Raw genomic sequence first — 26335 nt, 5'->3', positions numbered from 1 at the left:
GCTTCGACACAATCGAGTCCCGTCGCAAAGCATGCCTGCCTGGCTGCGACCTTGGTCGCAGCCGACAGCGCCCGGCTTTGTGCAACACTGATCAGCATCGGCCTCGCCTCGGCGGCCAGGCTCATTTCGTTTCACTGCGCGTTTCGGAGTCTGCATGTCGCTGTCCCCCGGTTTGATCGCCGCGGTTGCCCTGATCTACATGGCCATTCTTTTCGCCATCGCCTTCTATGGCGACCGCCGCAGCACCCCCATGCCGCCGAAGATCCGTGCCTGGGTGTACTCGCTGTCGCTGGCCGTTTACTGCACCAGCTGGACCTTCTTCGGCGCCGTCGGCCAGGCCGCCGAGCAGCTGTGGTCGTTCCTGCCGATCTACCTCGGCCCGATCATCCTGCTGCTGACCATGCCCTGGGTGCTGCAGAAGATGGTGATGATCAGCAAGCAGGAGAACATCACCTCCATCGCCGACTTCATCGCTGCGCGCTACGGCAAGTCGCAGTCGCTGGCCATCGTCGTGGCGCTGATCTGCCTGGTCGGCGTACTGCCTTATATCGCACTGCAGCTCAAGGGCATCGTACTAGGGGTCAACCTGCTGATCGGCGAGCATGCTCAGGACACCGGCACCAGCGCACAGGACACGGCACTGATCGTGTCGCTGGCACTGGCGCTGTTCACCATTCTGTTCGGCACACGCAACCTCGACGTCACCGAGCACCATCGCGGCATGGTGCTGGCGATCGCCTTCGAATCGCTGGTCAAGCTGCTGGCCTTCCTCGCCGTGGGCGCCTTCGTCACCTTCGGCCTGTACAACGGTTTCAATGACCTGCTCGAGCAGGCGCACAACACCGCCGAGCTGGACGAGTTCTGGAACGAGGCCGTGAACTGGCCGGCGATGTTGGTGCAGACTGGCATGGCGATGATCGCCATCGTCTGCCTGCCGCGGCAGTTCCATGTCACCGTGGTGGAGAACATCGAGCCCAAGGACCTGCGCCTGGCGCGCTGGGTATTCCCTGCTTACCTGGTGCTGGCCGTTTTGTTCGTCGTGCCCATCGCCCTCGCCGGCCAGATGCTGCTGCCGGCCGGCGTGACGCCGGACTCCTTCGTCATCAGCCTGCCGCTGGCCGAGGCCCATCCAGGTCTGGCGGTACTGGCCTTCATCGGCGGCGCCTCGGCCGCCACCGGCATGGTGATCGTCGCCTCGGTGGCGCTGTCGACCATGATCTCCAACGACATGCTGCTGCCCTGGCTGCTGCGCCGGCAAAGCACCGAACGGCCATTCGAAGCCTTCCGCCACTGGATGCTTACCGCACGCCGGGTCAGCATCGTGCTGATCCTGCTGCTGGCCTACGTCTGCTATCGCCTGCTCGGTGAGGGCGCCAGCCTGGCCACAATCGGTCAGGTCTCGTTCGCTGCCATCGGCCAACTGGCCCCCGCCATGTTCGGCGCGCTGGTGTGGAAACAGGCCAACCGCCGCGGCGTGTTCGCCGGCCTGATCTTTGGCGCCATGCTCTGGTTCTATACCCTGGTGTTGCCGCTGGCAACGCGTGGTATGGGCTGGTCACTGGAAAGCTTCCCCGGCCTGACCACCCTGCTCTACGCCCCCATCGGCCTGCATGTCGACCCGCTGACACGCGGCGTAGTGCTGTCGCTGGCTGGCAATATGCTGCTGTTCGCCTGGGTTTCCTGGTTCTCGCGCACGCGCGTTTCCGAGCATTGGCAGGCCGGGCGCTTCATCGGCCATGACCTGGGCACCAAACCCAGCAGCCGCAGCCTGCTGGCGGTGCAGGTGGCCGACCTGCTGATGCTGTCCAGCCGCTTCGTCGGCGAAGAGCGTGCACAGCAGAGCTTTACCCGCTTCGCCCTGCGCCAGGGCAAAGGCAAGGACTTCGACCCCAACCAGCCGGCCAACAGCGAATGGATCGCCCACACCGAGCGTCTGCTCGCCGGTGTCCTGGGCGCCTCCTCGACCCGAGCGGTGGTCAAGGCTGCCATCGAAGGCCGCGAGATGCAGGTCGAGGATGTGGTGCGCATCGTCGACGAAGCCAGCGAGGTGCTGCAGTTCAACCGCGCCCTGCTGCAGGGTGCGATCGAGAACATTACCCAGGGCATCAGCGTGGTCGACCAGAACCTGCGTCTTGTGGCCTGGAACCACCGCTACCTGGAGTTGTTCGAGTATCCCGAAGGCTTGATCTATGTCGGTCGGCCGATTGCCGAGATCATCCGTTTCAATGCCGAGCGCGGCATGCTCGGTGGCGGCGACCTCGAAGAGAACGTCGCCAAACGCCTGTACTGGATGCGCCAGGGCACTGCGCACAGCTATGAGCGGGTCTTCCCCAACGGCCGGGTGATCGAACTGATCGGCAACCCCATGCCGGGTGGCGGTTTCGTCATGAGCTTCACCGATATCACCGAGTTCCGCGAAGCCGAGCGCGCCCTCAAGGAGGCCAACGAAAGCCTCGAACGAAGGGTCGCCGAACGCACCTTTGAGCTGTCGAAACTGAACCAGGCACTGACCGAAGCCAAGGCCCACGCCGAAGCCGCCAACCAGTCGAAAACGCGCTTCCTCGCTGCGGTCAGTCATGACCTGATGCAACCACTCAATGCAGCCCGGTTGTTCTCAGCGGCGCTGGCCCACCAGGATGACGCACTGCCCAACGAAGCCCAGGAGCTGGTCCGACATCTGGACAGCTCGTTGCGTTCGGCCGAGGACCTGATCACCGACCTGCTGGATATCTCGCGCCTGGAGAACGGGCGAATCACCCCAGATCGTCATGCCTTCGCCCTCTCCAGCCTGTTCGATACCCTCGCCGCCGAGTTCGGCGTGCTGGCTGCCGAACAGGGTATCGACCTGCGCGTGCACGGCAGCCGGCAGTGGATCGACAGCGACATCAAACTGCTGCGCCGGGTACTGCAGAACTTCCTGACCAACGCCTTCCGCTACGCCAAGGGCCGCGTGGTGCTGGGCGTACGCCGTGAAGGCGGGCAATTGCGCCTGGAGGTCTGGGACCGCGGCATGGGTATCCCCGAAGACAAGCGCAAGGTGATATTCGAAGAGTTCAAGCGCCTGGACAGTCACCAGACTCGCGCCGAGAAAGGCCTGGGCCTGGGGCTGGCAATTGCCGACGGTCTCTGCCGGGTGCTCGCTCATCGCCTGGAAGTGCGTTCCTGGCCAGGTAAAGGCAGCGTATTCAGCGTCAGCGTGCCGCTGGCGAGAAAACCGGCGCCGAAGCCGCAAGGCCCAGCCGTACCGGCGGTGGATGGCCACCCTCTGCAGGGCACCCAGGTGATCTGCATCGACAACGAAGACAGCATCCTCACCGGCATGCACAGCCTGCTGTCACGCTGGGGCTGCCAGGTGTGGACGGCGCGCAATCGTCTGGAGTGCGAACACCTGCTCAGCGAAGATGTGCATCCGCAGTTGGCGCTGGTCGACTACCACCTCGACGAGGGCGAAACCGGTACCGAACTGATGGCCTGGCTACGCACGCGCCTGGGCGAACCGGTGCCGGGCGTGGTGATCAGCGCTGACGGTCGCCCGGAGCTGATCGCCGAGGTGCATGCCGCCGGCCTCGACTACCTGCCCAAGCCGGTCAAACCTGCGGCCCTGCGCGCGCTGCTCAGCCGTCATCTGGTGTTGCGCGGTTAGGGCAGTTGACGACGGTGCGCGCGCCCCCTACTCGCCACAATCGCCTATAGCTGCAGCTCACTCGTCCAGTTCGTCCAGCGCAGGCAGATCGGCGGAGCGTTCGAGCAACTCGCCCGGCAGGCTCTTGCTCGCGCGGGCGCCCAGCAGCTTGAGGTTTTCCACACGACCAATGAGGTTGCCGCGACCGTCTACCAGCTTGTTGCGGGCACTGGCGTAAGCCTTGTCCAATTGCTGCAGTCGACTGCCCATCTCGTCCAGATCGGCGACAAAGGCAACGAACTTGTCGTATAGCTGACCAGCACGTTCGGCAATTTCGCGCGCGTTCTGGCCCTGGCGCTCCTGGCGCCAGAGGCTGTCGATCACCCGCAGGGTAGCCAGCAAGGTGGTCGGGCTGACGATCACCACCTGCTGTTCAAAGGCCTCCTGGAACAGGTCCGGCTCGGCCTGCAATGCTGCGGCGAAGGCCGCCTCGATGGGCACGAAGAGCAGGACGAAATCCAGGCTGTGCAAACCCTCCAGACGCTGATAATCCTTGCCGGACAGGCCCTTGAGGTGACTGCGTAGCGAGATCAGATGTTGCTTCAGCGCCTGCTGGCGAATCGGCTCGTCCGCAGCCGCGACATACTGCTGATAGGCGCTGAGACTGACCTTGGCATCAACGATCACCTGTCTGTCGCCCGGCAGGCGGATCAGCACGTCAGGCTGAAAGCGCTCGCCACCAGCGCCCTTGAGGCTGACCTGAGTGTGGTACTCACGCCCCTTCTCCAGACCGGCATGTTCCAATACCCGCTCCAGCACCAACTCACCCCAGTTGCCCTGGGTCTTCTGGCCCTTGAGTGCACGGGTCAGATTGGTCGCCTCGTCGCCCAGGCGCTGATTGAGCTGCTGCAGACGCTCCAGCTCCTTGCTCAGGGAAAATCGCTCGCGCGCCTCTTGCTGGTAACTCTCGTCGACGCGCTTCTCGAACGCCTGGATACGTTCCTTGAGTGGGTCGAGCAACTGGCCGAGGCGCTGCTGACTGGTCTCGGCGAAACGCTGCTCGCGCTCATCGAAGATCTTCGTCGCCAGCTCGGAGAACTGGGCACGCAGCTCGTTGCGCGCGCCCTGCAAATCATCGAGGCGCTGTTGCTGATTGTCGCGGTTCTCCTGCAACTCGGCAGCCAACGCCGCACACTCGGCAGTGAGCCGGCGCAATTCGGCTTCGTTGCGTTCGCGCTGCTGGTTCCAGGACTGCGCGGCCTCACGCGCAATCTGCCGCTCCTGTTGCAGCCACTCATTCTCACGACGCAAACCGGCCAGCTCGGTCTGCTGTTCCACCTTGATCTCGCTGACTTCGGCCAACTCAGTGCGACAGGCATCGAGCTGAGCCAGCAAACCGGCCTGGCCCAGTTGCACATGCTCCAGTCGTTCCTGCAGCAGCGCCTGCTCGCCTTGCTCGCGAGCCAGCCTGCGCTGCAAGGACCAAAGGCCAGCTATTAACGGAACCAGCGCAACGACGGCGCCGACGGCAAGAGACAGGGGATCGATTGGCATAGACGCTCCATGTTTGATCGCCATGCAGTATAACCAGCCGACGTTTTACACGAAGCCAGCACGCAATCAGCGCGACAGACGCTCCAGCTCAAGCTGAGCACTACGGTCGCCCGCGCGAGCAGCCTGGCGCAGCAGTTCATAACCGATGCGGCGATCACGGGTATTACCGCAGTCGCGACAGAGCAGTTGACCCAACCGGCTTTGCGCCTGCACGCAGCCTTTGCGGGCAGGCTGCTTGAGCAGGTTACCGGCGATGCGTTTGACGCTCGGCGTTTGTCCCAGACGCGAGCTATCGAGCAGCCATAGCGCAACGCGCATGGGCAAATGCGAAGAACCGGAACGACTTGCAGAGGATGAAGAAGGCAAAACGCGAGACATAAATAAAGGGGGGTGACTGCCGGGGCGCGCCACTCTACTCCTTTTTTCCCGAAGGTAAAGTCTTGCCTGGCGGAACGATTTCGGCGGCAGAAAAGAGCTCCCTCACAATCCACAGAAGCTGTGGATAACTCCGTGCACAACTTGGGCGAAAGAAGTCACAGGCCTGATGCTGTGGGGCTCTCAGTCAAACTGTCGATTTTTTCACCAACGAAAAAAATTCATATTTTTCATTGACTTAAAAATCAACCACGAAAAATCAAGCGTTTAGCGGCGTTTCTGACAGTGATATGACAGCCTGCTTCAGCATTGTGCACAACTCCCTGCGACAGATCCGCGCAGCGCTCTGTTTCGGGGCATCTGCCGCGCCAATGCAGACATTACGCGGGGCGCGGCAATTGCCCCTGCACCAGGAATTGCTCCCGGTGAAACAAGCGCGGCTGATCCGGCGTCTGCGCATGCTTGAACGCCACATACTCGCCCGTGGTTTCGCACAACCAGGCCGTGAGGTTGCGCGGGCGCTTTTCCGCGAACGCAGCCGGCACGTACAGCGCGACATTGCTGCCAGCGTCAGGACAGCGCGCCGAACGGTACTCGAACGCCTCGATACCGACCGCACGCATTACCGCCCCCAGGCGCTGAGATACGCGGTAATCGCTGGGGTGGGCCAACAGTGCGCCATGTCGATCGAAAGGTGGCTGTTGCAACTGGATACCGCGCTCGACGCGGTAACGCGCCTCGAACGTGGAGTGCTCGGAGAGAATACGGCCACTGGGCGGCGCGGTGACCATGCCGCTCCACAGCACGAAGCGGTAGTAAGCAGCCTCGGCCATCGCCGTTTCCAGACGCATGGCCGCGTAGAACAGGCTGGGTTCGTGCACGTTGCCGAAACGCGAGCCCCAACGTAGCGGTGGATAACGAAACGGCGTCTTGAGCAGATAGTGCAGCGGCTCTGCAGCCTCTGGCAGCGGCGGTTTGCTGCTCTCGAGCAGTTCCTCTAGCAGGGCCTGTTCGGCCAGGTTATCCACCAGTTGCAGTGTCGCGACCTGCGCCTGGCTCTCCACCATGCGCAGCAGCTTGCCGCGTAACGGTCGAACCTGCCGTTCGCCGTCGCATAGTTGCCAGATATCCATGGTGATCCCTCCTTAAAGCGTAGAGCCTGCTCAAAGAATCGCGAGCTAGAGCCGTGCAAGGCAAAAATAGGCGAGGAAGCGGAGTGTACTTTTGTACATGAGCATTCCGAGCCTATTTTTAACGCAGCAGGGCCGACGCGCAGCAGGCTTTGAGCAGGCTCTCAGACCTTGCCGCGAATGGCGTCCAGATACTCGACGACGCGCACCAGCCCCTGCACCTGACTCATCTGCTGCAGCGGCACGCCAGCCAGGTGGTGATTCTCGGTGCGCAGGAAATGGCGCATGTCCTGCTGATTGCCGCCAAACAGGGCAAACAGCGCGCGATAGGCGCGAATCAGCAACAGCGCCAACTCGCCGGTCTTGCTCTGCGGACGCAAACCGCCCTGCTCGCTCCAGCGGCTGACGGCACTGCGATGGACGCCGACGATATCGGCCAGCTCCTGCTGCGTCAGTCCCAAATGCTCACGGGTATTGAGCAGGGCTTTGGCCAGTACCGCATCGGCATCGGGCTGAGAGCGAGTCACGGCACTCATCACATCCTCCTTCGCTCGTTTACGACAAAATAAATATCTAAAGCTGTTAACACACAATAGCACGGAAAGCCGCTTGGCACTCACTCGAGCATGGGGTACCGTCCAGTGGACCGCACCAAGCAAGGAACACTCATGAGTCGCCGGCGTTTCTGGCTGAGCACCTGCGTAGCGATACTGGCGCTGCTGTCGCTACTGGCCTGCTATGTCGGCTACCGCGTGCAGCACCTGCTCGAGGAACAGCACATCGAGCTGGACTGGCAGCGACTGGGGCTGTCCTGGCGCGGCCTGCAGCTCCAGGGTGCAAGCTTGGTGCAGCGCCGTGACGGCGAGCTGCAGGTGCAAAGCGGTCAGTTGCGACTCTACTGGCTGGCCCGTGAAGCACCTCGCTACCGCCTGGTTGCCCAGGATTTGCGCCTGTCATGGCAACCCATCCTGGGAGAGTCCGAGAGCCCGAGCGACAGCGATCTGACCAGCCTCCTGCAAACCCTGAGCAATGCCCTGCCATGGCTTCCACGGCACATCGAACTGCGCAACGCCCATGCGCAACTGCCCTGCAGCAGCGGCCGCTGTGCACTGCAGGGCGACATCGATCTGCGTTTTCTGGACGATACCTTGCAGTTGCAGACGCTGCTGCTGCGCGGAGCACACAGGGCGCAGTTGCAAGCCCAACTGCGGGGGCTGGGCAGCGAACTGAACAGCCAGCGACAGCTGCAGATGAACCTGCACCTCGACGATCAGCCGCAGATCGCTCTGCATAGCGACTTGCAGGCTCAGGCCGACGCCCTGCAATGGAGCGGCGAGCTTGAGATTACCGCGCTGCAGGACATGGCCTGGCTCGCCGAGTGGCTGGGCGAGTGGACGCTGCTCGACGCTGCCGCTCTACCGGCAACGCCCCGCCAGGCCGGCATGAACGCTCAGTGGCAACTGCAGGTGCCGCAGAGCACCGCTACGCTCAGCAAACTGCTGGCCACCTCCGGATGGCTGCGGGTCGACACGCACATACCGCACCCCTGGCCGCTTCCCGGTGTCGGCCTGGTCAGCGGTGAACTGGCGCTCGATCTACGCAACACCTTGGGCAGATGGCAGGCCCGTCGCTTGAACGGCCAACTGCAGCTCGACACGCAGGACGCGCCCTGGCTGGCGTCACTGCCGAACGGGCTGCGGCCGCGGCAATTGCAGTTGCACCTCACACCACTGGACAGCGATGTCGATGAGGCGCTGGCCCTGCAGTTGAAGGTCAGCGGCCAAGGCCCGCTGGAACTGCAGGCGGATGCCGAGCTTGCCCTGCACCAATCCCCCGACTGGGCACTCGAAGTCCGACACCTGCAGCTCGAGGCTCGCAGCAAACGCCTGGACCTGGATGACAGCCGTCTCGATGACCTGCACCTGAACCTTGGCCTTCAGGGTCGCGTCACGGCGCAGCAATTGCAGCTCACCCTGGCCGACAGGTCCCGTCTCGACGTCCAGCGCCTGCGCAGCGCCGAGCTGGACCTGCAACAAACCCAGGCGACGCTGGCCGGCATCACCTTGAACGGCTCCCCAAGCGCACCCACTCTGTCCGGCCCGCTGGGCCTGCGCATCCAACGCCTGCACCACCCCCAATTGCAGGCACAAGGCTGGCAATGGCAGGGACGCGTGCAGGCCGACAACGGCAGCCAGACCCTCGACGGTGCATTACTGGCCGATTCGGGCCTGAACATGGCGCTGCGCCTGACCAACACGGCCAATGCGCTGAACGTCAACGCCACTCTGGACGAGTTGTTCCTGCGCGCCGGCAATCCACTGGCACAAACCCTGGCCGACTGGCCGCCGCTGCTGGCGCTGGACAACGGCCGCGTTCAGGCCGAGGCCGACCTGCAACTACCCAGCGGCAAGCCCTTGCAACTCAAGGCCAGCCTGACAGGCAAGGGCTTGGCCGGCATCTATGACCGCACCACGTTGAGCGGTCTCGATGCCGAGCTGCGGCTGCAGCTGAGCGGTGACCGACTTCGCCTCGACCTGCCTCGGTTGAGTGCCAGGCAGCTCGACCCCGGCATCGAGCTCGGCCCTTTGCAGCTGCAGGCCAGCTACCAGGCCAGCCTGCAACAGCCGCTGGCGGGCAGCCTGACCCACCAGCGCGCCGAACTGGGCATTCTGGGCGGTAGCCTGAGCCTGGCGCCCGCGACCTGGGCGCTGGAGCAACCCAGCCAGTTGCTGCCCCTGCAGCTCAGTGGCCTGGATCTGCAGGAACTGTTTCGCGCCTATCCGGCCGAAGGGCTGGCCGGTAGCGGGCTGATCGACGGGACCCTGCCACTGCGCCTGGATGGAGCCATCAGCATCGAAAAGGGCCTGATCGAAGCCCGGTCACCGGGTGGGCGACTGAGTTTTCATTCACCACGCATTCGCGCCATGGGTCAGGCCAACCCCGGCATGAAGCTGGTCACTGACGCGCTGGAAGACTTTCACTACGATCAGCTAAGCAGTAGCGTCGACTATGATCCGTCCGGCAAACTGCTGCTGGGCATGCGCCTGCACGGACAGAACCCGACCATCGAGAAAGGCCGGCCCATCCACTTCAACATCAATCTGGAAGAAGACATTCCGGCCTTGCTGGCCAGCCTGCAGTTGACCGACAAGGTAAGCGGCATCATCCAGCAACGGATTCAGCAATGGATGCGCCAGCGTGTCCCCCAAGAACCAAAGGAGTAGCGCCATGCGCACGTACCGCCTCCTCGCAGTCCTGAGCCTGGGGCTGCTATGCCAGGCCTGTACCCCGACGGTACAACTGGCGATGCCGAACGAACCGATCAACATCAACCTGAACGTCAAGGTCGAGCACGAAATCTACATCAAGGTGGACAAGGCTCTGGACAATGTATTCAACGAAGACAGTGGTCTGTTCTGAGACCGCCATGTCGGTATGAACTGGTTCTACGGAGAGAGACGATGATTCGATACATTTCGACCCTGCTGCTGGCGCTGACCCTCAGCCTGCCGGCCTACGCACTGAACCTCAACCAGGCCATGAGCGCCCTCGGCGATGCCAAGGCCAGCGGCCAGTTGGGCGAGCAACCCAACGGCTACCTGGGCGTGGTCAAACCCGGCGGCCAGGCCGACGAAATCGCCCGTCTGATAAACCAGGCACGGCGCGCCGAGTATCAGAAGGTGGCGCAGGACAATGGCATCAGCCTCAACGACGTGGAAGCCATCGCCGGCAAGAAGGCCATCGAGCGTACGCCCAAGGGGCAATTCATCCAGCTCAACGGCCAGTGGCTGCAGAAGTAGCAGCCATGCTCGAGCACCGGGAGCGCGCAGCGCCCTGTAGAAACGAAAGAACCCGCCTAGGCGGGTTCTTTTTTGCGCGAACAGTAATCAGGCGCCAGCTTTGCTCACGGCATCCTTGATCAGGGTCTGCAGCTCGCCCTTCTCGTACATCTCGGAGAGGATGTCGCTACCGCCGACCAGCTCACCGCCGACCCACAGCTGCGGGAAGGTCGGCCAGTTGGCGTACTTCGGCAGGTTGGCGCGGATTTCCGGGTTCTGCAGGATGTCGACGTAGGCGAACTTCTCGCCGCAGCCCATCACCACCTGGGCAGCACGGGCAGAGAAGCCACACTGCGGCGCGTTGGGCGAGCCTTTCATGTACAGCAGAACGGTGTTGTTGGCGATCTGCTCTTTGATGGTTTCGATGATATCCATGGGGGCACCTCAGCATAGACTTCGCGACCCGACGGTCGCCACGGTGGCGCGATTGTAGCGAAAAGCCGAGCATAATGCTCGGCCTTGCCACCGACCCGTAGCCCGGATGCAATCCGGGGATTCGATTAGAGAGTGCCCCGGATTGCATCCGGGCTACGCGGCTACCACCTCCACCGGCACACCATTGAGCACCGCATTGCCGGACAGCACATCGAGCTGGCGCTCGTCGGTCAGGTCATTGGCGCTGGCACCCGGCTGCGCGCGGGCGATATCCATCTGCACGCCCGGGCGGGCATGGCCCCAGCCGTGAGGCAGACTGACCACACCAGCCATCACCTCATCGCTGGCTGCCACTTCCACCTCGATGCTACCGACCCGCGAGCGCACCCTTACGCGCTGGCCATCGGCCAAGCCACGGCTGGCCAGATCCGCCGGGTTCATCAACAACTGATGACGCGGCTTGCCCTTCACCAGACGGTGATAGTTGTGCATCCAGGAGTTGTTGCTGCGCACGTGACGACGGCCGATCAGCATCAACTCATGGGCAGCCGGCTGCTGTTGCTCGGAAAAGCGCGCCAGATCGGCCAGCAGCAGTTCAGGCGCGGCCTGCACCGCCTTGCTCGGCGTTTTCAGGCGCACAGCAAGATTCGGCTGCAGCGGCCCCAGGTCGACGCCGTGCGGATGCTCGCGCAAGGCAGCCAGGCTGAGTTTGCGCTCGCTACCATCACCGTAGGGGCCGAAACGCAGGCCCATGTCGATCATCTGCTCAGGCGCCATGGTCGGTTTCAGCTCGAGGCCATTGCGCGCGGCGAAGGCCTTGGCCAGACCGACGAAGATTTCCCAGTCGTGCAGTGCGCCCTCCGGCTTGGCCAGGATCGCCTCGTTGAAACGGGTGACGTTACGCACCGCGAACACATTGAAGGTGGTGTCGTAGTGATCGTGCTCCAGCGGCGCGGTGGGCGGCAGGATCAGGTCGGCATAACGGGTGGTCTCGTTGATGTAGAAATCCACCGAAAGCATGAACTCCAGGCCGTCCAGCGCCTGTTCCAGCTGACGCCCATTGGGCGTGGACAGCACCGGGTTGCCGGCCACCGTGACCAGGGCGCGGACCTGCCCATCGCCGGGGCTGAGCATCTCTTCGGCCAACGCCGAGACCGGCAACTCGCCGCCGTATTCCGGCAGGCCGGAAACCCGGCTCTGCCAGCGCTTGAAATGCCCGCCGGAGGAGCTCGCCACCAGGTCCACCGCCGGCGTCGTACAGAGCACGCCGCCACTGCGATCGAGATTGCCGGTCACCAGGTTGATCACCTGCACCAGCCACTGACACAGCGTACCGAACGCCTGCGTGGAAACCCCCATGCGGCCGTAGCACACCGCCTTGTCCGCTGCGGCGAAATCCCGCGCCAGTTGCCGAATGGTTTCGGCCGGCACCCCACAGCGCGCGCTCATGGTTTCGGCATCGAAGCCGGCTATCGCCTCGCGTACCTGCTCCAGCCCCTCCACCGGCAGATGGCTGTCACGCGTCAGGCCTTCCTCGAACAGGGTGTTGAGCAGAGCCAGCAGCAGCGCCGCATCGCTGCCGGGACGCACGAACAGATGCTGATCGGCGATGGCCGCGGTCTCGCTGCGCCGTGGGTCGACCACCACCAACTTGCCGCCACGTGCCTGGATAGCCTTCAGGCGCTTCTCCACATCCGGCACAGTCATGATGCTGCCGTTGGATGCCAGCGGGTTGCCGCCCAGGATCAGCATGAAATCGGTGTGATCGATATCGGGAATCGGAATCAGCAGGCCGTGGCCATACATCAGGTGGCTGGTCAGGTGGTGCGGCAACTGGTCAACCGACGTGGCGGAAAACCGATTGCGGGTTTTCAGCAGGCCGAGAAAGTAGTTGCTGTGGGTCATCAGCCCGTAGTTGTGCACACTGGGATTGCCCTGATAGACCGCCACAGCGTTCTGCCCATGTGCCGCCTGGATCGTGCTCAGGCGCTCTGCCACCAGAGCAAAAGCTTCGTCCCAGCCGATGGCCTGCCACTGCTCACCAACGCGGCGCATGGGCTGGCGAATGCGATCCGGGTCATTCTGGATATCCTGCAGCGCCACAGCCTTGGGGCAGATATGGCCGCGGCTGAAACTGTCCTGGGCATCGCCCTTGATCGAGCGAATCTGCGTTGCGCCGTCTGCCTGGGTTTCGGTTTCGATGGCGAGTCCACAGATGGCTTCGCACAAATGACACGCACGGTAATGGAGGGACTTGGTCATGGCCTGGCCTCTTGTTCTGATCCGAGACGACCGGTCAGGTCGCGGGTCTTGAACTATGGGCCGAGCGCGGGAGCGACGCCAGCAGCGTTCGTCTCATGAATCGGCAGGCATCAAGCCTGCCGATTCAGGCAATTACCGATCCGATCAACGGATGGAGGTAACGGTGCCTTTCTTGCCGGTAACGCTGACGTTAACGGTTTTGTATACGAAGTAATCCTGAACGTTCACTTCGTAACGCGGGGCGACGATCAGGTCGGCGCCCGAAGCCTTGACAGCCTTGTAAGCAGCTGCGGACTTGGCAGAAGCAACCGGGTCGAGACCCAGCGCGAAACCACCTTCACCACCACCGTAAGTCACGCCGTCGGCGAACTGAGTATCACCACCCAGCTTGAACACACCGAACAGGATGTTCACCGAAGATTGGCCAGAGATGGATTCGCCTACTTTCACGTCGGCTTTCAGGTTGGTTTTAACGGCACCATTCAGTGGTGCGGTCGGCTGGCTGACGTTCTGGCTGGCACAGCCAGTCAGCAGGACCAGGGCGGACAAGGTAGCAGCATAGGCTACGTGTTTCATGCAAAACTCCTTTGCACAGATATTCCATGGATTTCCCCATTGCGGGGGCAATGCATTGCCTTGTTGAAGGCGGCGGCATCGTAGAGGCCCGTTCTAGAGCGGCGCAATCTATTATTTCAGTTTTATGACATCTCTTACGCCGAATTGGGAAAAGGCTTACAAAACAGGATCAAGCAAGCCTGCGGGCGGCAATTTGCGCCTTCTCGTCATTTCCTTATAAGATCGCGCCTTCCCCTGTTTCGTCGCACCCTGCGGCCTCCTGCCGCAAGCTCTGCTGTTTTTGTCGGTTTTATCCCCGGCTGCGGGCTTGCGAACTGTAGTGATAAAGGTAGTTAACGATGAGCGTCAGACACTTTCTCTCGATGATGGATTACACACCGGACGAACTGGTGGGACTGATCCGCCGAGGCATCGAGCTGAAGAATCTGCGCAACCGTGGCGTACTCTTCGAGCCGCTGAAGAATCGCGTACTGGGCATGATCTTCGAGAAGGCCTCGACTCGCACCCGCCTGTCCTTCGAAGCCGGCATGATCCAGCTCGGCGGCCAGGCCATCTTCCTCTCGCCGCGCGACACCCAACTGGGTCGTGGCGAGCCGATCGGCGATGCTGCCATCGTCATGTCGAGCATGCTCGACGCGGTGATGATCCGCACCTTCGCCCACAGTAACCTTACCGAGTTCGCCGCCAAGTCGAGGGTGCCAGTCATCAACGGCCTGTCCGACGATCTGCACCCCTGCCAGTTGCTGGCCGACATGCAGACCTTCCTCGAACACCGCGGCAGCATCGCCGGCAAGACGGTGGCCTGGATCGGCGATGGCAACAACATGTGCAACTCCTATATCGAAGCGGCGATGCAGTTCGACTTCCAGCTGAAGGTCGCCTGCCCTGCTGGCTACGAACCGGACGCGCGCTTCCTCGCCTTGGCCGGCGAGCGTGTGCAGGTCGTGCGCGACCCGCGCCAAGCGGTGGCCGGCGCCCATCTGGTCAGCACCGACGTGTGGGCCTCCATGGGTCAGGAAGACGAAGCAGAGCAGCGCATGGCGTTGTTCCGCCCCTACCAGGTCACCCGCGAGCTGCTCGACGCCGCCACCGAAGACGTGCTGTTCATGCACTGCCTGCCGGCACACCGTGGCGAAGAAATCAGCTTCGACCTGCTCGACGACCCGCGCTCAGTGGCATGGGATCAAGCCGAGAACCGCCTGCACGCCCAGAAGGCGCTGCTGGAGATGCTGGTCGAGCCGGCGTACCACCACGCATGAGCCAGCCCCTGCTGCAGCTACGCGGACTGAATTGCGGCTACCACGCGCACAAGGTGGTGCAGGATCTCGACCTGCACCTCAACGCTGGCGATATCGGTTGCCTGCTCGGTCCATCGGGTTGCGGCAAGACCACCACACTGCGCGCCATCGCCGGTTTCGAGCCGATCCTGGAAGGCGAAATCGAACTGGCAGGTGAAGTGATTTCCCGCGCCGGTTTTACCCTGGCGCCGGAGAAACGCCATATCGGCATGGTGTTTCAGGATTACGCCCTGTTCCCCCACCTGAGCGTGGCGGAGAACGTCGCCTTCGGTATCCGCAAGCAGCCCAACGCCGAGCGCGCCACTCAAGACCTGCTGGAACTGGTCAAACTCGGCAACCTGGCCAAGCGTTACCCGCACGAGCTGTCCGGTGGTCAGCAGCAGCGGGTCGCCCTGGCGCGCGCTCTGGCGCCGGAACCGAAATTGCTGCTGCTCGATGAGCCCTTCTCCAATCTCGATGGCGAACTGCGCAGGCGCCTGAGCCATGAAGTACGAGAAATTCTCAAGGCACGTGGCACCAGCGCCATCCTGGTCACTCACGATCAGGAAGAAGCCTTCGCAGTCAGCGATCACGTCGGCGTGTTCAACGCGGGTCGTCTGGAGCAGTGGGACACACCGTTCAACCTCTATCACGAGCCGCTGACGCCTTTCGTCGCCAGCTTCATCGGGCAGGGTTACTTCATTCGCGGCCAGTTGCTCGGCCCGGAAACGGTGCAGACCGAACTCGGCATGATCCGCGGCAACCGTGCCTATACCTGGGCTCAGGGTAGTGCGGTGGACGTATTGCTGCGCCCGGACGACATTGTCCCGGACGAGCACAGCGAACTGAAGGCGCGCATCGTCGGCAAGACCTTCCTCGGCGCCGCCACGCTCTATCGCCTGCAGCTGCCCACCGGCAGCCAGCTGGAATCGATCTTCCCCAGCCATGCCGATCATCAGCCAGGCGACGAAGTGGGCATCCGCGTCGCCGCCGATCATCTGGTGGCCTTCCCGGCACTCGGCAGCGTAGCCGCGCAACTGCAACTGAGCGAATCAGGTGGCGTGCGCCGGGTCAACAGCAACTGAATCAGAGCATCAGCTGGCCAGAAGCGATATGCCGCGCGTGGCCGGCAATCTTCACCCGCTCACCGTCCAGACGACAGAGCAGCTCACCACCGCGCGCCGAACACTGGAAGGCACTCAACGTGGTACGTCCCAGACGCTCGGCCCAGTACGGCACCAGCATGCAGTGGGTAGAGCCGGTCACCGGGTCTTCATTGATACCAATGCTCGGCGCGAAGTAGCGCGAGACGAAGTCGTGCTTTTGCCCGCCGGCAGTCACCAACACACCAAGCCCAGGCAGGGTGGCCAGCGCCGGCAGATTGGGCTTCAGCTCGCGAAGCTCGGCCTCGGAGCCCAGCACCACCATCAGCTCCTGCACGCTGCCATCGCCGTTGCGCAGTGCCAGCACCTGCTCGACCTGGCGCTCCAGCGCACGTTCGGCCTGCTCATGTAGAGGCTGCGCCACCGATTCCACGCGCCGCACCGGGAAATCCAGCTGCAGACGCTCGCCCTGCCGGGTGACCTGCAGCGCTCCGGACAAGCAGTTGAAATCCAGCACCTCGGCCGGTTCCCGATAGATGTCGAACAGCACCTTGGCCGCAGCCAGGGTGGCATGTCCGCAAAGCGGTACCTCGCTGACCGGGGTAAACCAGCGGATATGCCAGGCACTGCCCTCCTTCACCACGAATGCCGTCTCCGCCAGATTGTGCTCGGCGGCGATGCGCTGCATCAGCGCCTCATCGAGCCAGCGGTCAAGGCGATAGACGATGGCAGGGTTACCGGCGAAGGGCTGATCGGTGAAGGCGTCGATCTGGTGAAATTCGAGGGACATGGGGCGTTCCTGGCCGTAGTTGTGAAATCAGAGCATGCCCAGTTAATCGAAGCCGAACCACGTACAGACGATCTGTATTTTCCCCGAACAGTAAGGCTCAACGGAGGCCGTAACGCTGTAACAGTTCGTCCATGCGCCCGTCCTCGCGAAAGCGCAGCAGCCCCTGCTCGAACAGCCGTGCATAACGCGCGCTATCAGCCAGCCCTGGGGCGAATGCCAGGTAAATGGGTATATCTGGCTGGCGGCAACCCACTTCGACGATATCGCCGTGCAGATAGTTTTCACTGAGCAGCGCCTGCATCACCCAGGCATTTTCTACCAACACATCGATGCGATCGTGACGCAGCTTGCGCAGATTGCTCTGCAGCGCGCGGTCGCCAGTCATCAGTTGCACCTGAGCCAGGCCATGGTGCTCGCGCAGATACAGATCGAGTTCGGCGCCATAGCTGTAGCCGTTGATCGCGCCAAGACGCACGGCCTGCAACGACTTCAGTCCCTGGTAACGCCAGGTTCCGCCGCGCAGAGCGTAGAAGCACATGCGCGACACACCGGGAGCCGTGGGCGTGAAGATGAAGTCTGGCGCATCCTGCACCCCGGCGCCGATCAACGCCCCCAGCTTGCCGCGCCGGGTGTCGTGCACCGCACGCGCCCAGTTGATGACGCGGTACTCTACCTCGATGCCGGACTCGGCAAAGATCTGCTCGGCCAGCTCGACGAAAATGCCGCGTTGCTCGGCATCGGCGGCACAGTTGATCGGGCACCACAGATCACCGGCGATCACCAGTTTCTCGGCCCGCGCCAACCCACTGCCGAGCAGCAGCGACAGCAGCACACAAGCGCCGCTGCGTCGCCACAGAGCGAGCCGCTTCACGCTTCGCTGCGCACCCGTTTCACCGCATCCAGCCAACCGGCGTAGAGGCGCTCGCGATGCGCCTCGTTCATCCTCGGCTCGAAACGCTGCTGCCGATGCCAGTGGCTGGCGATGGCATTGAGGTCCTGGTACAGGCCGAGCTTCAGCCCCGCCAGGTAGGCGACGCCGAGCGCCGTAGTCTCGGTGACCTCGGGGCGCTCGACGCTGACACCGAGGATGTCGGCGAGAAACTGCATGACCCAGTTGTTCTCCACCATGCCACCGTCGACACGCAACGCGCTGGGCGCCGCAGCACCATCCTGGCGCATGGCTTCGAGCAGGTCGCGGGTCTGGTAGCACACCGATTGCAGACCGGCGGTGACGATCTCCTTGATCCCGGTGTCGCGGGTCAGGCCGAAGATGGCACCACGTGCTTTGGGGTCCCAATACGGCGCGCCCAGGCCGGTGAAAGCCGGTACCAGATAGACGCCGCAGGCTTCGCCGGTCGCTTCGGCCAACGCCTCGCTCTCACGCGCATGGCTGATCAGCTTGATACCGTCACGCAGCCACTGCACCGCCGCGCCAGCGACGAAGATGCTGCCCTCCACCGCATAGGTGACCTTGCCATCGAGGCGGTAGCCGACCGTGGTCAGCAGGCGATTCTTCGAGCTCACCGGCTGATCGCCAGTGTTCTGGATCATGAAGCAGCCGGTGCCGTAGGTGCTCTTGACCATACCCGGCTCGAAGCAGGCCTGGCCGATCAAGGCTGCCTGCTGGTCGCCCGCCATACCCAACACCGGGATGCTGGCGCCGAGCAGTTCGCTGTCGGTGTGACCAAACTCGGCGGCGCAATCGAGCACTTCGGGCAGCAGGCTGGCGGGGATTTCGAACAGCTTTAGCAGCTCCTCGTCCCACTGTTGGGTATGGATATTGAACATCAGCGTGCGCGAGGCATTGCTGGCGTCGGTGCGATGCACCTTGCCATCGGTCAGGCGCCACAACAGGAAGCTGTCGACGGTGCCGAAACGCAGCTCGCCGCGCTCGGCCCGCTCACGGGCGCCGGGTACGCTCTCCAGGATCCAGCGCAGCTTGGTGGCAGAGAAATAGGGGTCGATCAGCAGGCCGGTCTTGGCCGAGACCATCGCCTCGTGGCCTTGATCCTTGAGCCCGGCGCAGTAGTCCGCCGTACGGCGATCCTGCCAGACGATGGCGGGATGGATCGGCGTGCCGCTGACGGCATCCCATACCAGGGTAGTTTCGCGCTGGTTGGTGATGCCGATGGCCGCGATCGCCTCGGGCTGCAGACCACTGCTGGCAATCGCATCGCGGCAAACCTTGAGTGTGGACAGCCAGATTTCCTGCCCATCGTGCTCGACCCAGCCGTCCTGCGGGAAATACTGCTTGAACTCCTGCTGGGCCCGCGCAACCGGCAATCCCTGGGCACTGAAGATGATGGCGCGGGAGCTGGTGGTGCCCTGGTCGATGGCTAGCAGGTATTGGGTCATGCAAGATTCCTTGTTTTTATCGGTAACGTTCGCTGCTGTTGACCGCAGAGTGGCTTATTCACTGGCAGCATACTGCGCGGTTCAGGCTTTGCCGATAGCGGCAAACTGTCCTTGGGTATGCTGCGCCAGGGTCTCGGCCGAGAGTTCCAGTTCCAGCCCGCGCCGGCCGCCGCTGACGTGAATGGTTGGATGCCGACGTGCCGATTCGTCAATAAAGGTGCGCAAGCGTTTCTTCTGCCCCAGCGGGCTGATGCCGCCGACCAGATAACCCGTGGCGCGCTGCGCGGCATTCGGGTCGGCCATATCGGCCTTCTTCACGCCAGCCGCTGCGGCCAGCGCCTTGAGATCGAGACTGCCGACCACCGGCACCACCGCCACCAGGAGTTCGCCTTTCTCGGTCGCCGCGAGCAGGGTCTTGAACACGCATTCGGGCGCCAGACCGAGCTTTTCCGCCGCTTCCAGCCCATAAGACGGCGCCTTGGGGTCATGCTGATAGCTATGCACACGGTGTTCGGCCTTGGCCTTCTTCAACAGATCGATTGCTGGAGTCATGTTCGAATGTGAAAACGCTGTGAAAGATACCCTACATTAACAGGCCGAAATCCTCCGTATCTACAGCCTATAATGGGTGACCATCACAGGAAGCGCTCATGAATCTCGCTCCCCGCCAGCACGACATCCTCAACCTCGCCCGCGAGCGCGGCTACGTCAGCATCGACGAACTGGCTCAAGCCTTCGCCGTTACCCCACAGACCATTCGCCGCGATATCAACCAGTTGGCCGAGCACGGTCTGTTGCGCCGCACCCATGGTGGCGCGGCGTGCGAATCGTCGAGCATTCAGAACACCGCCTACGGCATGCGCGCCGGGCAGATGCGCGAGGAAAAACAGCGCATCGCTGAAGCCGTGGCGGCACAGATACCCGATCACGCCTCGCTGTTCATCAACATCGGCACGACCACCGAGGCCATCGCCCGCGAACTGCAGAACCACAAGGGCCTGAAGGTCATCACCAACAACCTGCACGTCGCCGCTCAACTCAGCGCCAAGGCCGACTTCGAAGTGTTGGTGGCCGGCGGTACGGTGCGCAGCGACGGCGGCATCGTCGGCCAGGCCGCGGTGGATTTCATCCAGCAGTTCAAGGTCGATTACGCCATCGTCGGCATCAGCGGTATCGACGACGATGGCAGCCTGCTCGATTTCGACTATCAGGAAGTGCGGGTTTCCCAGGCCATCATCGACAACGCGCGGCAGGTTCTGCTTGCGGCCGACTCCAGCAAGTTCGGCCGCAACGCGGTGGTGCGCCTGGGCTCCATCGCGCTGGTCGACCGAGTCTTCACCGATAGCGCGCCCTCTGCCGCCATCATCCGTCTGCTGCACAGCCACAAGGTTCAGCTCGATCTGGTCTGATCAGCGAGGTTGGCAGGTATTCACGCAGGGCGGGTGAAACCCGCCAGCATACCGATGGCGGGTTACACCCGCCCTACGACTGATCCCCTTTGTGCAAGACCACCCAGCGCGCCGGGGTAGCGAAACTGCGCATCTTCGTCTAGCATATTTTCGAAAGTGAACATCAACACATTCGAATCCAATAGCCGAGCGTGCCACATGCCCCATGACCAGTTCGCCAGCCCTGTTGCGGAAGTCTATGACCTCGCCGTCGTTGGCGGTGGTATCAATGGTGTGGGTATCGCCGCCGATGCAGCCGGTCGCGGCTTGTCCGTGTTCCTTTGCGAAAAGGACGACCTGGCCAGCCACACCTCCTCTGCCAGCAGCAAGCTGATCCACGGCGGTCTGCGCTATCTGGAGCACCACGAATTTCGCCTGGTACGTGAGGCGCTGGCCGAGCGTGAAGTGCTGCTGGCCAAGGCGCCGCATATCGTCAAACCGATGCGCTTCGTTCTGCCGCACCGTCCGCACTTGCGCCCAGCCTGGATGATCCGCGCCGGCCTGTTCCTCTATGACCACCTGGGCAAGCGCGAGCGCCTGCCGGCTTCGCGCGGCCTGCGCTTCGGCGCCGGTAGCCCGTTGAAAGCGGAAATCAGCCGCGGTTTCGAGTATTCCGACTGCTGGGTAGACGATGCTCGCCTGGTGGTGCTCAACGCCATGGCCGCACGGGAAAAAGGCGCGCACATTCACCCGCGCACGCGCTGCGTCAGCGCCCGACGCAGCAAGGGCCTATGGCATATCCACCTGGAGCGCAGCGACGGCAGCCTGCTGTCCATTCGCGCCCGCGCCCTGGTCAACGCCGCTGGCCCCTGGGTCGCGCGCTTCATCCGTGAAGACCTCAAGCAGCAATCGCCGTACGGCATTCGCCTGATCCAGGGCAGCCATATCGTCGTGCCGCGCCTGTATGACGGTGAGCAGGCCTACATCCTGCAGAACGAAGACCGCCGCATCGTCTTCGCCATTCCGTATCTGGAGCGCTTCACCCTGATCGGCACCACTGACCGCGAATATCAGGGCGACCCCGCACAGGTGACGATCACCGCCGAGGAAACCGACTATCTGCTCAAGGTGGTCAACGATCACTTCAAGCAACAGCTCAGCCGCGACGATGTGCTGCACAGCTTCGCTGGCGTGCGACCGCTGTGCGATGACGAATCCGATGAGCCATCGGCCATTACCCGTGACTACACCCTGTCGCTCTCCGGTGCGCCGGGCGAAGCGCCACTGCTTTCGGTGTTCGGCGGCAAGCTGACCACTTATCGCAAGCTGGCCGAGTCCGCCATGCAGGAACTGGCCGCGCATTTCACCAACATGGGCCCGAGCTGGACGGCCAGCGCGCCGCTCCCCGGTGGCGAGGATCTGCAAAGCCAGAGCGCCCTGGTCGAAGCGCTCTGCGAACGCTATGGCTGGTTACCCACCAGCCTGGCCAGACGCTGGGCCACCAGCTATGGCAGCCGCAGCTGGCGCCTGCTCGATGACGTACACAACCTTACCGACCTCGGCGAACACCTCGGCGCCGGGCTCTACACCCGCGAAGTGGAATACCTGCGTCGTGAAGAATGGGCGCGCAGCAGTGCCGACATTCTCTGGCGGCGCAGCAAACTGGGCCTGTTCATGACTCCGGTGCAGCAGGCCCGCCTGCAGGACTACCTGAACAGCCGCGACCCGCATTCGGCTCACGCCGCCTGAATTCTGCGTGCCCCATGCCCCGCCTTGCGGGGCTTTTTTATGGGCACGAAAAAATAAAATATCGACGTCACTTATCCGTTTCAGTCAGCGCAGAACTTTCAGTAACTTTTTTATTGCATTGATTCAATAACTTGGCGTCGTGATGCGGAATAAAAACATTCTTATTCAGTTTTATTTTTACTTATGTTTCAACTACTTAAGTTTGACATAAGGGAAAACCAGGCCGAAAATTCGAGATCATCACGGTCATTGAAGCAGCAGGAGCGGTCATGAAAGGCGACAAGAAGGTCATTCAACACCTGAACAAGATTCTTGGTAACGAACTGGTCGCCATCAACCAGTACTTCCTGCATGCGCGCATGTACGAAGATTGGGGCCTGAAGAAACTCGGCGAGCACGAGTACCACGAGTCCATCGACGAGATGAAGCATGCCGACAAACTGATCAAGCGCATTCTCTTCCTCGAAGGTATTCCCAACCTGCAGGACCTGGGCAAGATCCTGATCGGCGAAAACACCAAGGAAATGCTCGAGTGCGACCTGAAGATCGAGCACAAGGCACACGGTGACCTGAAGGCCGCCATCGCCTACTGCGAAAGCATCGGTGACTACGCCAGCCGCGAACTGCTCGAAGAAATCCTCTGCTCCGAAGAGGATCACATCGACTGGCTGGAAACCCAGCTCAGCCTGATCGAAGCCGTCGGCCTGCAGAACTACCTGCAATCGCAGATGGACGAATAAGTCCGATCCGCTCGACGAAAAACGGGAGCCACTGGCTCCCGTTTTTTATGGCTATCCCGAATCTCGTGGAAGGGGCGCAAGCCGCGATAGCAAGTCGCCACTGAAGCGCCTCCCACGACTCAACGCGCCTCGCTCTCCCTGACCCGGAACCACGCTGCATACAGTGCCGGCAGGAACAGCAGGGTCAGCGCCGTCGCGACCACCAGACCGCCCATGATGGCCACCGCCATCGGCCCGAAGAACACGCTGCGCGACAGGGGAATCATCGCCAGCACCGCTGCCAGTGCAGTGAGCACGATGGGTCGGAAGCGCCGCACCGTGGCCTCGATGACGGCGTGCCAGCGATCCAGCCCGCTGCTGATGTCCTGTTCGATCTGATCGACCAGAATCACCGAGTTACGCATGATCATCCCGGCCAGGGCGATGGTGCCGAGCATGGCGACGAAGCCGAACGGCTGGCGGAAGATCAACAAGAACAGGGTGACGCCGATCAGGCCCAGCGGTGCGGTGAGAAATACCATCGCCGAGCGCGAGAAGCTCTTCAGTTGCAGCATCAAAAGCGTCAGCACCACCACGATGAACAGCGGCACACCTGCATTCACCGACTTCTGCCCACGGGTTGAGTCTTCTACCGTACCGCCCACCTCCAGCAGATAACCATCGGGCAGCTCGGCGCGGATCGGCTCGAGCGTCGGCAGTATCTGCTGGGTCAGACTGGCCGGCTGCTGCTTGCCATACACATCCGCACGCACGGTGACGTTGGGCAGGCGATTGCGGTGCCAGATGATGCCTTCCTCGAAGCCGTATTCCAGCGTTGCCACCTGCGACAGCGCCACGCTGCGGCCGCTGTCGGTCGGCACCGCCAGGCTCGGCAGCAGGCTTAGCGCCTTGCGTTCCTGCGGCGTACCGCGCTGAAGAATCTCGATCAGCTCATTGCCCTCTCGGTACTGGCTGACGCTGGTACCGGAAAGCGAGCCCTGCAAAAAGCGCGACAGCTCGGCGGTGTTGACCCCCAGGGCACGGGCACGATCCTGATCGATATTGAGGATCACCACCTTGCTCGGTTCTTCCCAGTCCAGGTGCACGTTCACCACATGCGGGTTTTCGCGCACCTTGTCCGCCACCTGACGGGCCAGGGCGCGCACCTCGTCGATATGCTCGCCGCTGACGCGGAACTGGATCGGGTAGCCCACGGGCGGCCCGTTCTCCAGGCGGCTGACGCGGCTGCGCAGGGACGGAAACTCATCGTTCATGATCTGGATCAGCCAGCTGCGCAGGCGCTCACGCTCCTCGATGCTCGAAGCCAGCACCACGAACTGAGCGAAACTCGCTGCCGGCAATTGTTGATCCAGCGGCAGGTAGAAACGCGGCGAGCCGGTGCCGACATAGGCCACGTAGTTGTCGATGCCGGACTGCTCCTTGAGCAGCTTCTCCAGGCGATGCACTTCGGCCTCGGTGGCGCTCAGCGAGGCGCCCTCCTCCAGCTTGATGTCGACCATCAGCTCCAGGCGCCCGGAAGCCGGGAAGAATTGTTGCGGCACAAAGCGGAACAGCAGCACCGAGGCGACGAACAGCGCAATGGTCAGCAGGATCACGACGCCACGACGGCGCACGCACCACTCCACCGTGGCGCGAACACGGCGGTAGAAGGGAGTCGAATAAGGGTCATGACCGCCTGCGCTGCCTCCGTGTTTTGCCGCGTGCAGCTTGGCCAGATCGGGCAGTAGCTTGTCGCCCAGGTAGGGCACGAACATGACCGCCGCAATCCATGAGGCGATCAGCGAAATGGCCACCACCTGGAAGATCGACCGGGTGTATTCGCCCGTACCGGACTGCGCGGTGGCGATGGGCAGAAAGCCCGCAGCGGTGATCAAGGTGCCGGTGAGCATGGGAAACGCCGTGCTGGTCCAGGCGAAGCTGGCGGCCTTGAAACGGTCGTAGCCCTGCTCCATCTTGATCGCCATCATCTCCACCGCGATGATCGCGTCGTCCACCAGCAGCCCGAGGCCGAGCACCAGCGCGCCGAGAGAAATCTTGTGCAGGCCGATGCCCAAGTAGTACATGGCGGCAAACGTCATCGCCAGCACCAGCGGAATCACCAGCGCCACCACCAGGCCAGTGCGCACGCCCAGGGAGAAGAAGCTGACCGCGAGCACGATCACCAGCGCCTCCACCAGCACCTTGACGAACTCGCCCACGCCGGTTTTCACCGCCGCCGGTTGATCCGACACCTTGCGCAGCTCCATGCCCAACGGCAGCGTCTGTTGCAGGCGGGCGAACTCACCCTCCAACGCCTTGCCCAGCACCAGGATATCGCCGCCGTCCTTCATCGCCACGGCAATGCCGATGGCGTCCTCGCCCATGAAGCGCATGCGCGGCGCGGGTGGATCGTTGAAGCCGCGCTTGACCTCGGCCACGTCGGCGATGCGGAAGGTACGATCGGCGACGCGAATGGGAAAATCGCGAATTTCCTCCACCGACTCGAAGCGCCCGGTCACACGCAGTTGAATACGCTCGCTGGCGGTTTCGAAGAAACCGGCAGCCGCGACCGCATTCTGCGCCTCCAGCGCCTGCTGTACGGCCGACAACGGCAGGCCGAGGGTCGCCAGCTTGGTGTTGGACAGTTCGATCCAGATCTTCTCGTCCTGTAGCCCCACCAGCTCGACCTTGCCCACATCCTTGACCCGCTGCAGTTGCAGCTGCAGGCGGTCGGCGTAGTCCTTGAGCACCGCGTAGTCAAAACCGTTGCCAGTCAGCGCATAGATATTGCCGAAGGTGGTGCCGAACTCGTCGTTGAAGAACGGCCCCTGAATACCGGGCGGCAAAGTGTGGCGAATGTCGCTGATCTTCTTGCGCACCTGATACCACAGCTCGGGAATCTCGGCGCTGCGCATGGAATCGCGTGCCATGAAGGTGACCTGCGATTCGCCCGGGCGGGAGAAGCTGGTGATACGGTCATACTCGCCGGTCTCCATCAACTTCTTCTCGATGCGCTCGGTGACCTGGCGTGATACCTCTTCAGCGCTGGCGCCCGGCCAGTTGGTGCGAATCACCATGGCCTTGAAGGTGAACGGCGGGTCTTCGCTCTGACCCAGCTTGGTGTAGGACAGTGCACCGACCACGGCGAACAGCAGCATGATGTAGAGGACGATCTGGCGATGGCGCAGCGCCCAGGCAGACAAGTTGAAGCTCATGCAGGC

At 62.6% G+C, this 26335-nt stretch carries 21 protein-coding genes; 9 read left to right on the top strand and 12 right to left on the bottom strand.

Annotation, left to right across the window (positions count from 1 at the left end; all coding sequences use genetic code 11):
* The first annotated feature begins 154 nt into the window (after positions 1-154).
* Positions 155-3643: a PAS domain-containing hybrid sensor histidine kinase/response regulator gene (locus tag INS93_RS14150; RefSeq protein WP_192983034.1), complete on the top strand. Its 3489-nt coding sequence runs from the start codon at positions 155-157 to the stop codon at positions 3641-3643.
* Between the two features lie 57 nt (positions 3644-3700).
* Here the strand turns inward: INS93_RS14150 and rmuC are convergent, their stop codons facing one another.
* The 4 genes from rmuC to INS93_RS14130 all read right to left on the bottom strand — a co-directional run bounded on the left by rmuC (position 3701) and on the right by INS93_RS14130 (position 7217).
* Positions 3701-5062, bottom strand: coding sequence for a DNA recombination protein RmuC (gene rmuC, locus INS93_RS14145; protein ID WP_192983427.1), 1362 nt, complete (start codon positions 5060-5062; stop codon positions 3701-3703).
* 180 nt (positions 5063-5242) lie between these two features.
* Positions 5243-5494, bottom strand: a complete 252-nt coding sequence (locus tag INS93_RS14140) for a sel1 repeat family protein (protein ID WP_192983031.1) — start codon at positions 5492-5494, stop codon at positions 5243-5245.
* A gap of 437 nt (positions 5495-5931) precedes the next feature.
* Positions 5932-6684, bottom strand: a complete 753-nt coding sequence (locus tag INS93_RS14135) for an RES family NAD+ phosphorylase (RefSeq protein ID WP_192983028.1) — start codon at positions 6682-6684, stop codon at positions 5932-5934.
* 161 nt (positions 6685-6845) lie between these two features.
* The gene (locus INS93_RS14130) at positions 6846-7217 is read right to left on the bottom strand and encodes an antitoxin Xre/MbcA/ParS toxin-binding domain-containing protein (protein WP_160019772.1); all 372 of its coding nucleotides are present in this window, start codon (positions 7215-7217) and stop codon (positions 6846-6848) included.
* Between the two features lie 132 nt (positions 7218-7349).
* On the opposite strand from INS93_RS14130, the gene INS93_RS14125 reads away from it, so the two are divergent.
* From INS93_RS14125 to INS93_RS14115, 3 genes are read left to right on the top strand one after another with little or no spacing between them, the layout of a single operon-like run.
* Positions 7350-9905, top strand: a complete 2556-nt coding sequence (locus INS93_RS14125) for a YdbH domain-containing protein (protein WP_192983025.1) — start codon at positions 7350-7352, stop codon at positions 9903-9905.
* Between the two features lie 4 nt (positions 9906-9909).
* A complete protein-coding gene (locus INS93_RS14120) occupies positions 9910-10101 on the top strand; it encodes a YnbE family lipoprotein (protein ID WP_192983022.1) in 192 nt (63 codons plus the stop codon).
* 41 nt (positions 10102-10142) lie between these two features.
* Positions 10143-10481 carry a YdbL family protein gene (locus INS93_RS14115; RefSeq protein WP_160019775.1) on the top strand — a complete coding sequence of 113 codons (339 nt, stop codon included), beginning with the start codon at positions 10143-10145 and terminating at the stop codon, positions 10479-10481.
* An 87-nt stretch (positions 10482-10568) separates the two neighbouring features.
* Here INS93_RS14115 and grxD read toward each other — a convergent pair whose 3' ends face one another.
* The 3 genes from grxD to INS93_RS14100 form a co-directional block, all read right to left on the bottom strand.
* Positions 10569-10895, bottom strand: a complete 327-nt coding sequence (gene grxD, locus INS93_RS14110) for a Grx4 family monothiol glutaredoxin (protein ID WP_160019776.1) — start codon at positions 10893-10895, stop codon at positions 10569-10571.
* Between the two features lie 153 nt (positions 10896-11048).
* Positions 11049-13157 carry a molybdopterin oxidoreductase family protein gene (locus tag INS93_RS14105; RefSeq protein WP_192983019.1) on the bottom strand — a complete coding sequence of 703 codons (2109 nt, stop codon included), beginning with the start codon at positions 13155-13157 and terminating at the stop codon, positions 11049-11051.
* Between the two features lie 144 nt (positions 13158-13301).
* A complete protein-coding gene (locus INS93_RS14100; protein WP_160019778.1) occupies positions 13302-13733 on the bottom strand; it encodes a hypothetical protein in 432 nt (143 codons plus the stop codon).
* A gap of 338 nt (positions 13734-14071) precedes the next feature.
* Between INS93_RS14100 and argF the strand changes: the two genes are divergently transcribed.
* Together argF and INS93_RS14090 are read left to right on the top strand one after the other, a co-directional pair.
* Positions 14072-14992: an ornithine carbamoyltransferase gene (gene argF, locus INS93_RS14095; protein ID WP_160019779.1), complete on the top strand. Its 921-nt coding sequence runs from the start codon at positions 14072-14074 to the stop codon at positions 14990-14992.
* Positions 14989-16095 (top strand): ABC transporter ATP-binding protein, encoded by a 1107-nt coding sequence (locus INS93_RS14090; protein ID WP_192983016.1) that lies wholly within the window; start codon positions 14989-14991, stop codon positions 16093-16095. Before argF ends, INS93_RS14090 begins: the two co-directional genes overlap by 4 nt.
* Before the next feature lies 1 nt (position 16096).
* On the opposite strand, the gene INS93_RS14085 is transcribed toward INS93_RS14090, so the two are convergent.
* From INS93_RS14085 to ybaK, 4 genes are all read right to left on the bottom strand, one after another.
* The gene (locus tag INS93_RS14085; protein WP_192983013.1) at positions 16097-16903 is read right to left on the bottom strand and encodes a PhzF family phenazine biosynthesis protein; all 807 of its coding nucleotides are present in this window, start codon (positions 16901-16903) and stop codon (positions 16097-16099) included.
* A 97-nt stretch (positions 16904-17000) separates the two neighbouring features.
* Positions 17001-17774, bottom strand: a complete 774-nt coding sequence (locus INS93_RS14080) for a substrate-binding periplasmic protein (protein WP_192983010.1) — start codon at positions 17772-17774, stop codon at positions 17001-17003.
* On the bottom strand, positions 17771-19258 hold the full coding sequence (gene glpK / locus INS93_RS14075) for a glycerol kinase GlpK (protein WP_192983007.1): 1488 nt from the start codon (positions 19256-19258) through the stop codon (positions 17771-17773). The genes INS93_RS14080 and glpK overlap by 4 nt, the downstream gene beginning before the upstream one ends.
* Before the next feature lie 81 nt (positions 19259-19339).
* Positions 19340-19810: a Cys-tRNA(Pro) deacylase gene (gene ybaK, locus INS93_RS14070; protein WP_192983004.1), complete on the bottom strand. Its 471-nt coding sequence runs from the start codon at positions 19808-19810 to the stop codon at positions 19340-19342.
* 98 nt (positions 19811-19908) lie between these two features.
* On the opposite strand from ybaK, the gene INS93_RS14065 reads away from it, so the two are divergent.
* From INS93_RS14065 to bfr, 3 genes are all read left to right on the top strand, one after another.
* Positions 19909-20667, top strand: coding sequence for a DeoR/GlpR family DNA-binding transcription regulator (locus INS93_RS14065; RefSeq protein WP_160019785.1), 759 nt, complete (start codon positions 19909-19911; stop codon positions 20665-20667).
* 198 nt (positions 20668-20865) lie between these two features.
* Positions 20866-22395: a glycerol-3-phosphate dehydrogenase gene (gene glpD / locus INS93_RS14060; RefSeq protein ID WP_192983001.1), complete on the top strand. Its 1530-nt coding sequence runs from the start codon at positions 20866-20868 to the stop codon at positions 22393-22395.
* A gap of 269 nt (positions 22396-22664) precedes the next feature.
* A complete protein-coding gene (gene bfr, locus INS93_RS14055) occupies positions 22665-23135 on the top strand; it encodes a bacterioferritin (protein ID WP_003462607.1) in 471 nt (156 codons plus the stop codon).
* Positions 23136-23254: 119 nt separating this feature from the next.
* Here bfr and INS93_RS14050 read toward each other — a convergent pair whose 3' ends face one another.
* On the bottom strand, positions 23255-26329 hold the full coding sequence (locus tag INS93_RS14050; protein WP_192982998.1) for an efflux RND transporter permease subunit: 3075 nt from the start codon (positions 26327-26329) through the stop codon (positions 23255-23257).
* Between the last annotated feature and the right edge of the window lie 6 nt (positions 26330-26335).

This window comes from Pseudomonas sp. EggHat1 (assembly GCF_014892995.1).
GTDB lineage: Bacteria > Pseudomonadota > Gammaproteobacteria > Pseudomonadales > Pseudomonadaceae > Aquipseudomonas > Aquipseudomonas chaetocerotis.
The sequence above is the reverse complement of the archived record's forward strand: the minus strand, read 5'-3'. Positions and strand labels throughout refer to the sequence as shown.

Coding starts and splice junctions, on each gene's coding strand:
- INS93_RS14130 (WP_160019772.1), bottom strand. CDS start 7,217: ATGAGTGCCGTGACTCGCTCTCAGCCCGATGCCGATGCGGTACTGGCC.
- INS93_RS14105 (WP_192983019.1), bottom strand. CDS start 13,157: ATGACCAAGTCCCTCCATTACCGTGCGTGTCATTTGTGCGAAGCCATC.
- glpD (WP_192983001.1), top strand. CDS start 20,866: ATGCCCCATGACCAGTTCGCCAGCCCTGTTGCGGAAGTCTATGACCTC.
- INS93_RS14100 (WP_160019778.1), bottom strand. CDS start 13,733: ATGAAACACGTAGCCTATGCTGCTACCTTGTCCGCCCTGGTCCTGCTG.
- INS93_RS14065 (WP_160019785.1), top strand. CDS start 19,909: ATGAATCTCGCTCCCCGCCAGCACGACATCCTCAACCTCGCCCGCGAG.
- INS93_RS14115 (WP_160019775.1), top strand. CDS start 10,143: ATGATTCGATACATTTCGACCCTGCTGCTGGCGCTGACCCTCAGCCTG.
- INS93_RS14120 (WP_192983022.1), top strand. CDS start 9,910: ATGCGCACGTACCGCCTCCTCGCAGTCCTGAGCCTGGGGCTGCTATGC.
- INS93_RS14135 (WP_192983028.1), bottom strand. CDS start 6,684: ATGGATATCTGGCAACTATGCGACGGCGAACGGCAGGTTCGACCGTTA.
- INS93_RS14125 (WP_192983025.1), top strand. CDS start 7,350: ATGAGTCGCCGGCGTTTCTGGCTGAGCACCTGCGTAGCGATACTGGCG.
- INS93_RS14050 (WP_192982998.1), bottom strand. CDS start 26,329: ATGAGCTTCAACTTGTCTGCCTGGGCGCTGCGCCATCGCCAGATCGTC.
- INS93_RS14140 (WP_192983031.1), bottom strand. CDS start 5,494: ATGCGCGTTGCGCTATGGCTGCTCGATAGCTCGCGTCTGGGACAAACG.
- INS93_RS14090 (WP_192983016.1), top strand. CDS start 14,989: ATGAGCCAGCCCCTGCTGCAGCTACGCGGACTGAATTGCGGCTACCAC.
- bfr (WP_003462607.1), top strand. CDS start 22,665: ATGAAAGGCGACAAGAAGGTCATTCAACACCTGAACAAGATTCTTGGT.
- glpK (WP_192983007.1), bottom strand. CDS start 19,258: ATGACCCAATACCTGCTAGCCATCGACCAGGGCACCACCAGCTCCCGC.
- INS93_RS14150 (WP_192983034.1), top strand. CDS start 155: ATGTCGCTGTCCCCCGGTTTGATCGCCGCGGTTGCCCTGATCTACATG.
- grxD (WP_160019776.1), bottom strand. CDS start 10,895: ATGGATATCATCGAAACCATCAAAGAGCAGATCGCCAACAACACCGTT.
- INS93_RS14085 (WP_192983013.1), bottom strand. CDS start 16,903: ATGTCCCTCGAATTTCACCAGATCGACGCCTTCACCGATCAGCCCTTC.
- argF (WP_160019779.1), top strand. CDS start 14,072: ATGAGCGTCAGACACTTTCTCTCGATGATGGATTACACACCGGACGAA.
- ybaK (WP_192983004.1), bottom strand. CDS start 19,810: ATGACTCCAGCAATCGATCTGTTGAAGAAGGCCAAGGCCGAACACCGT.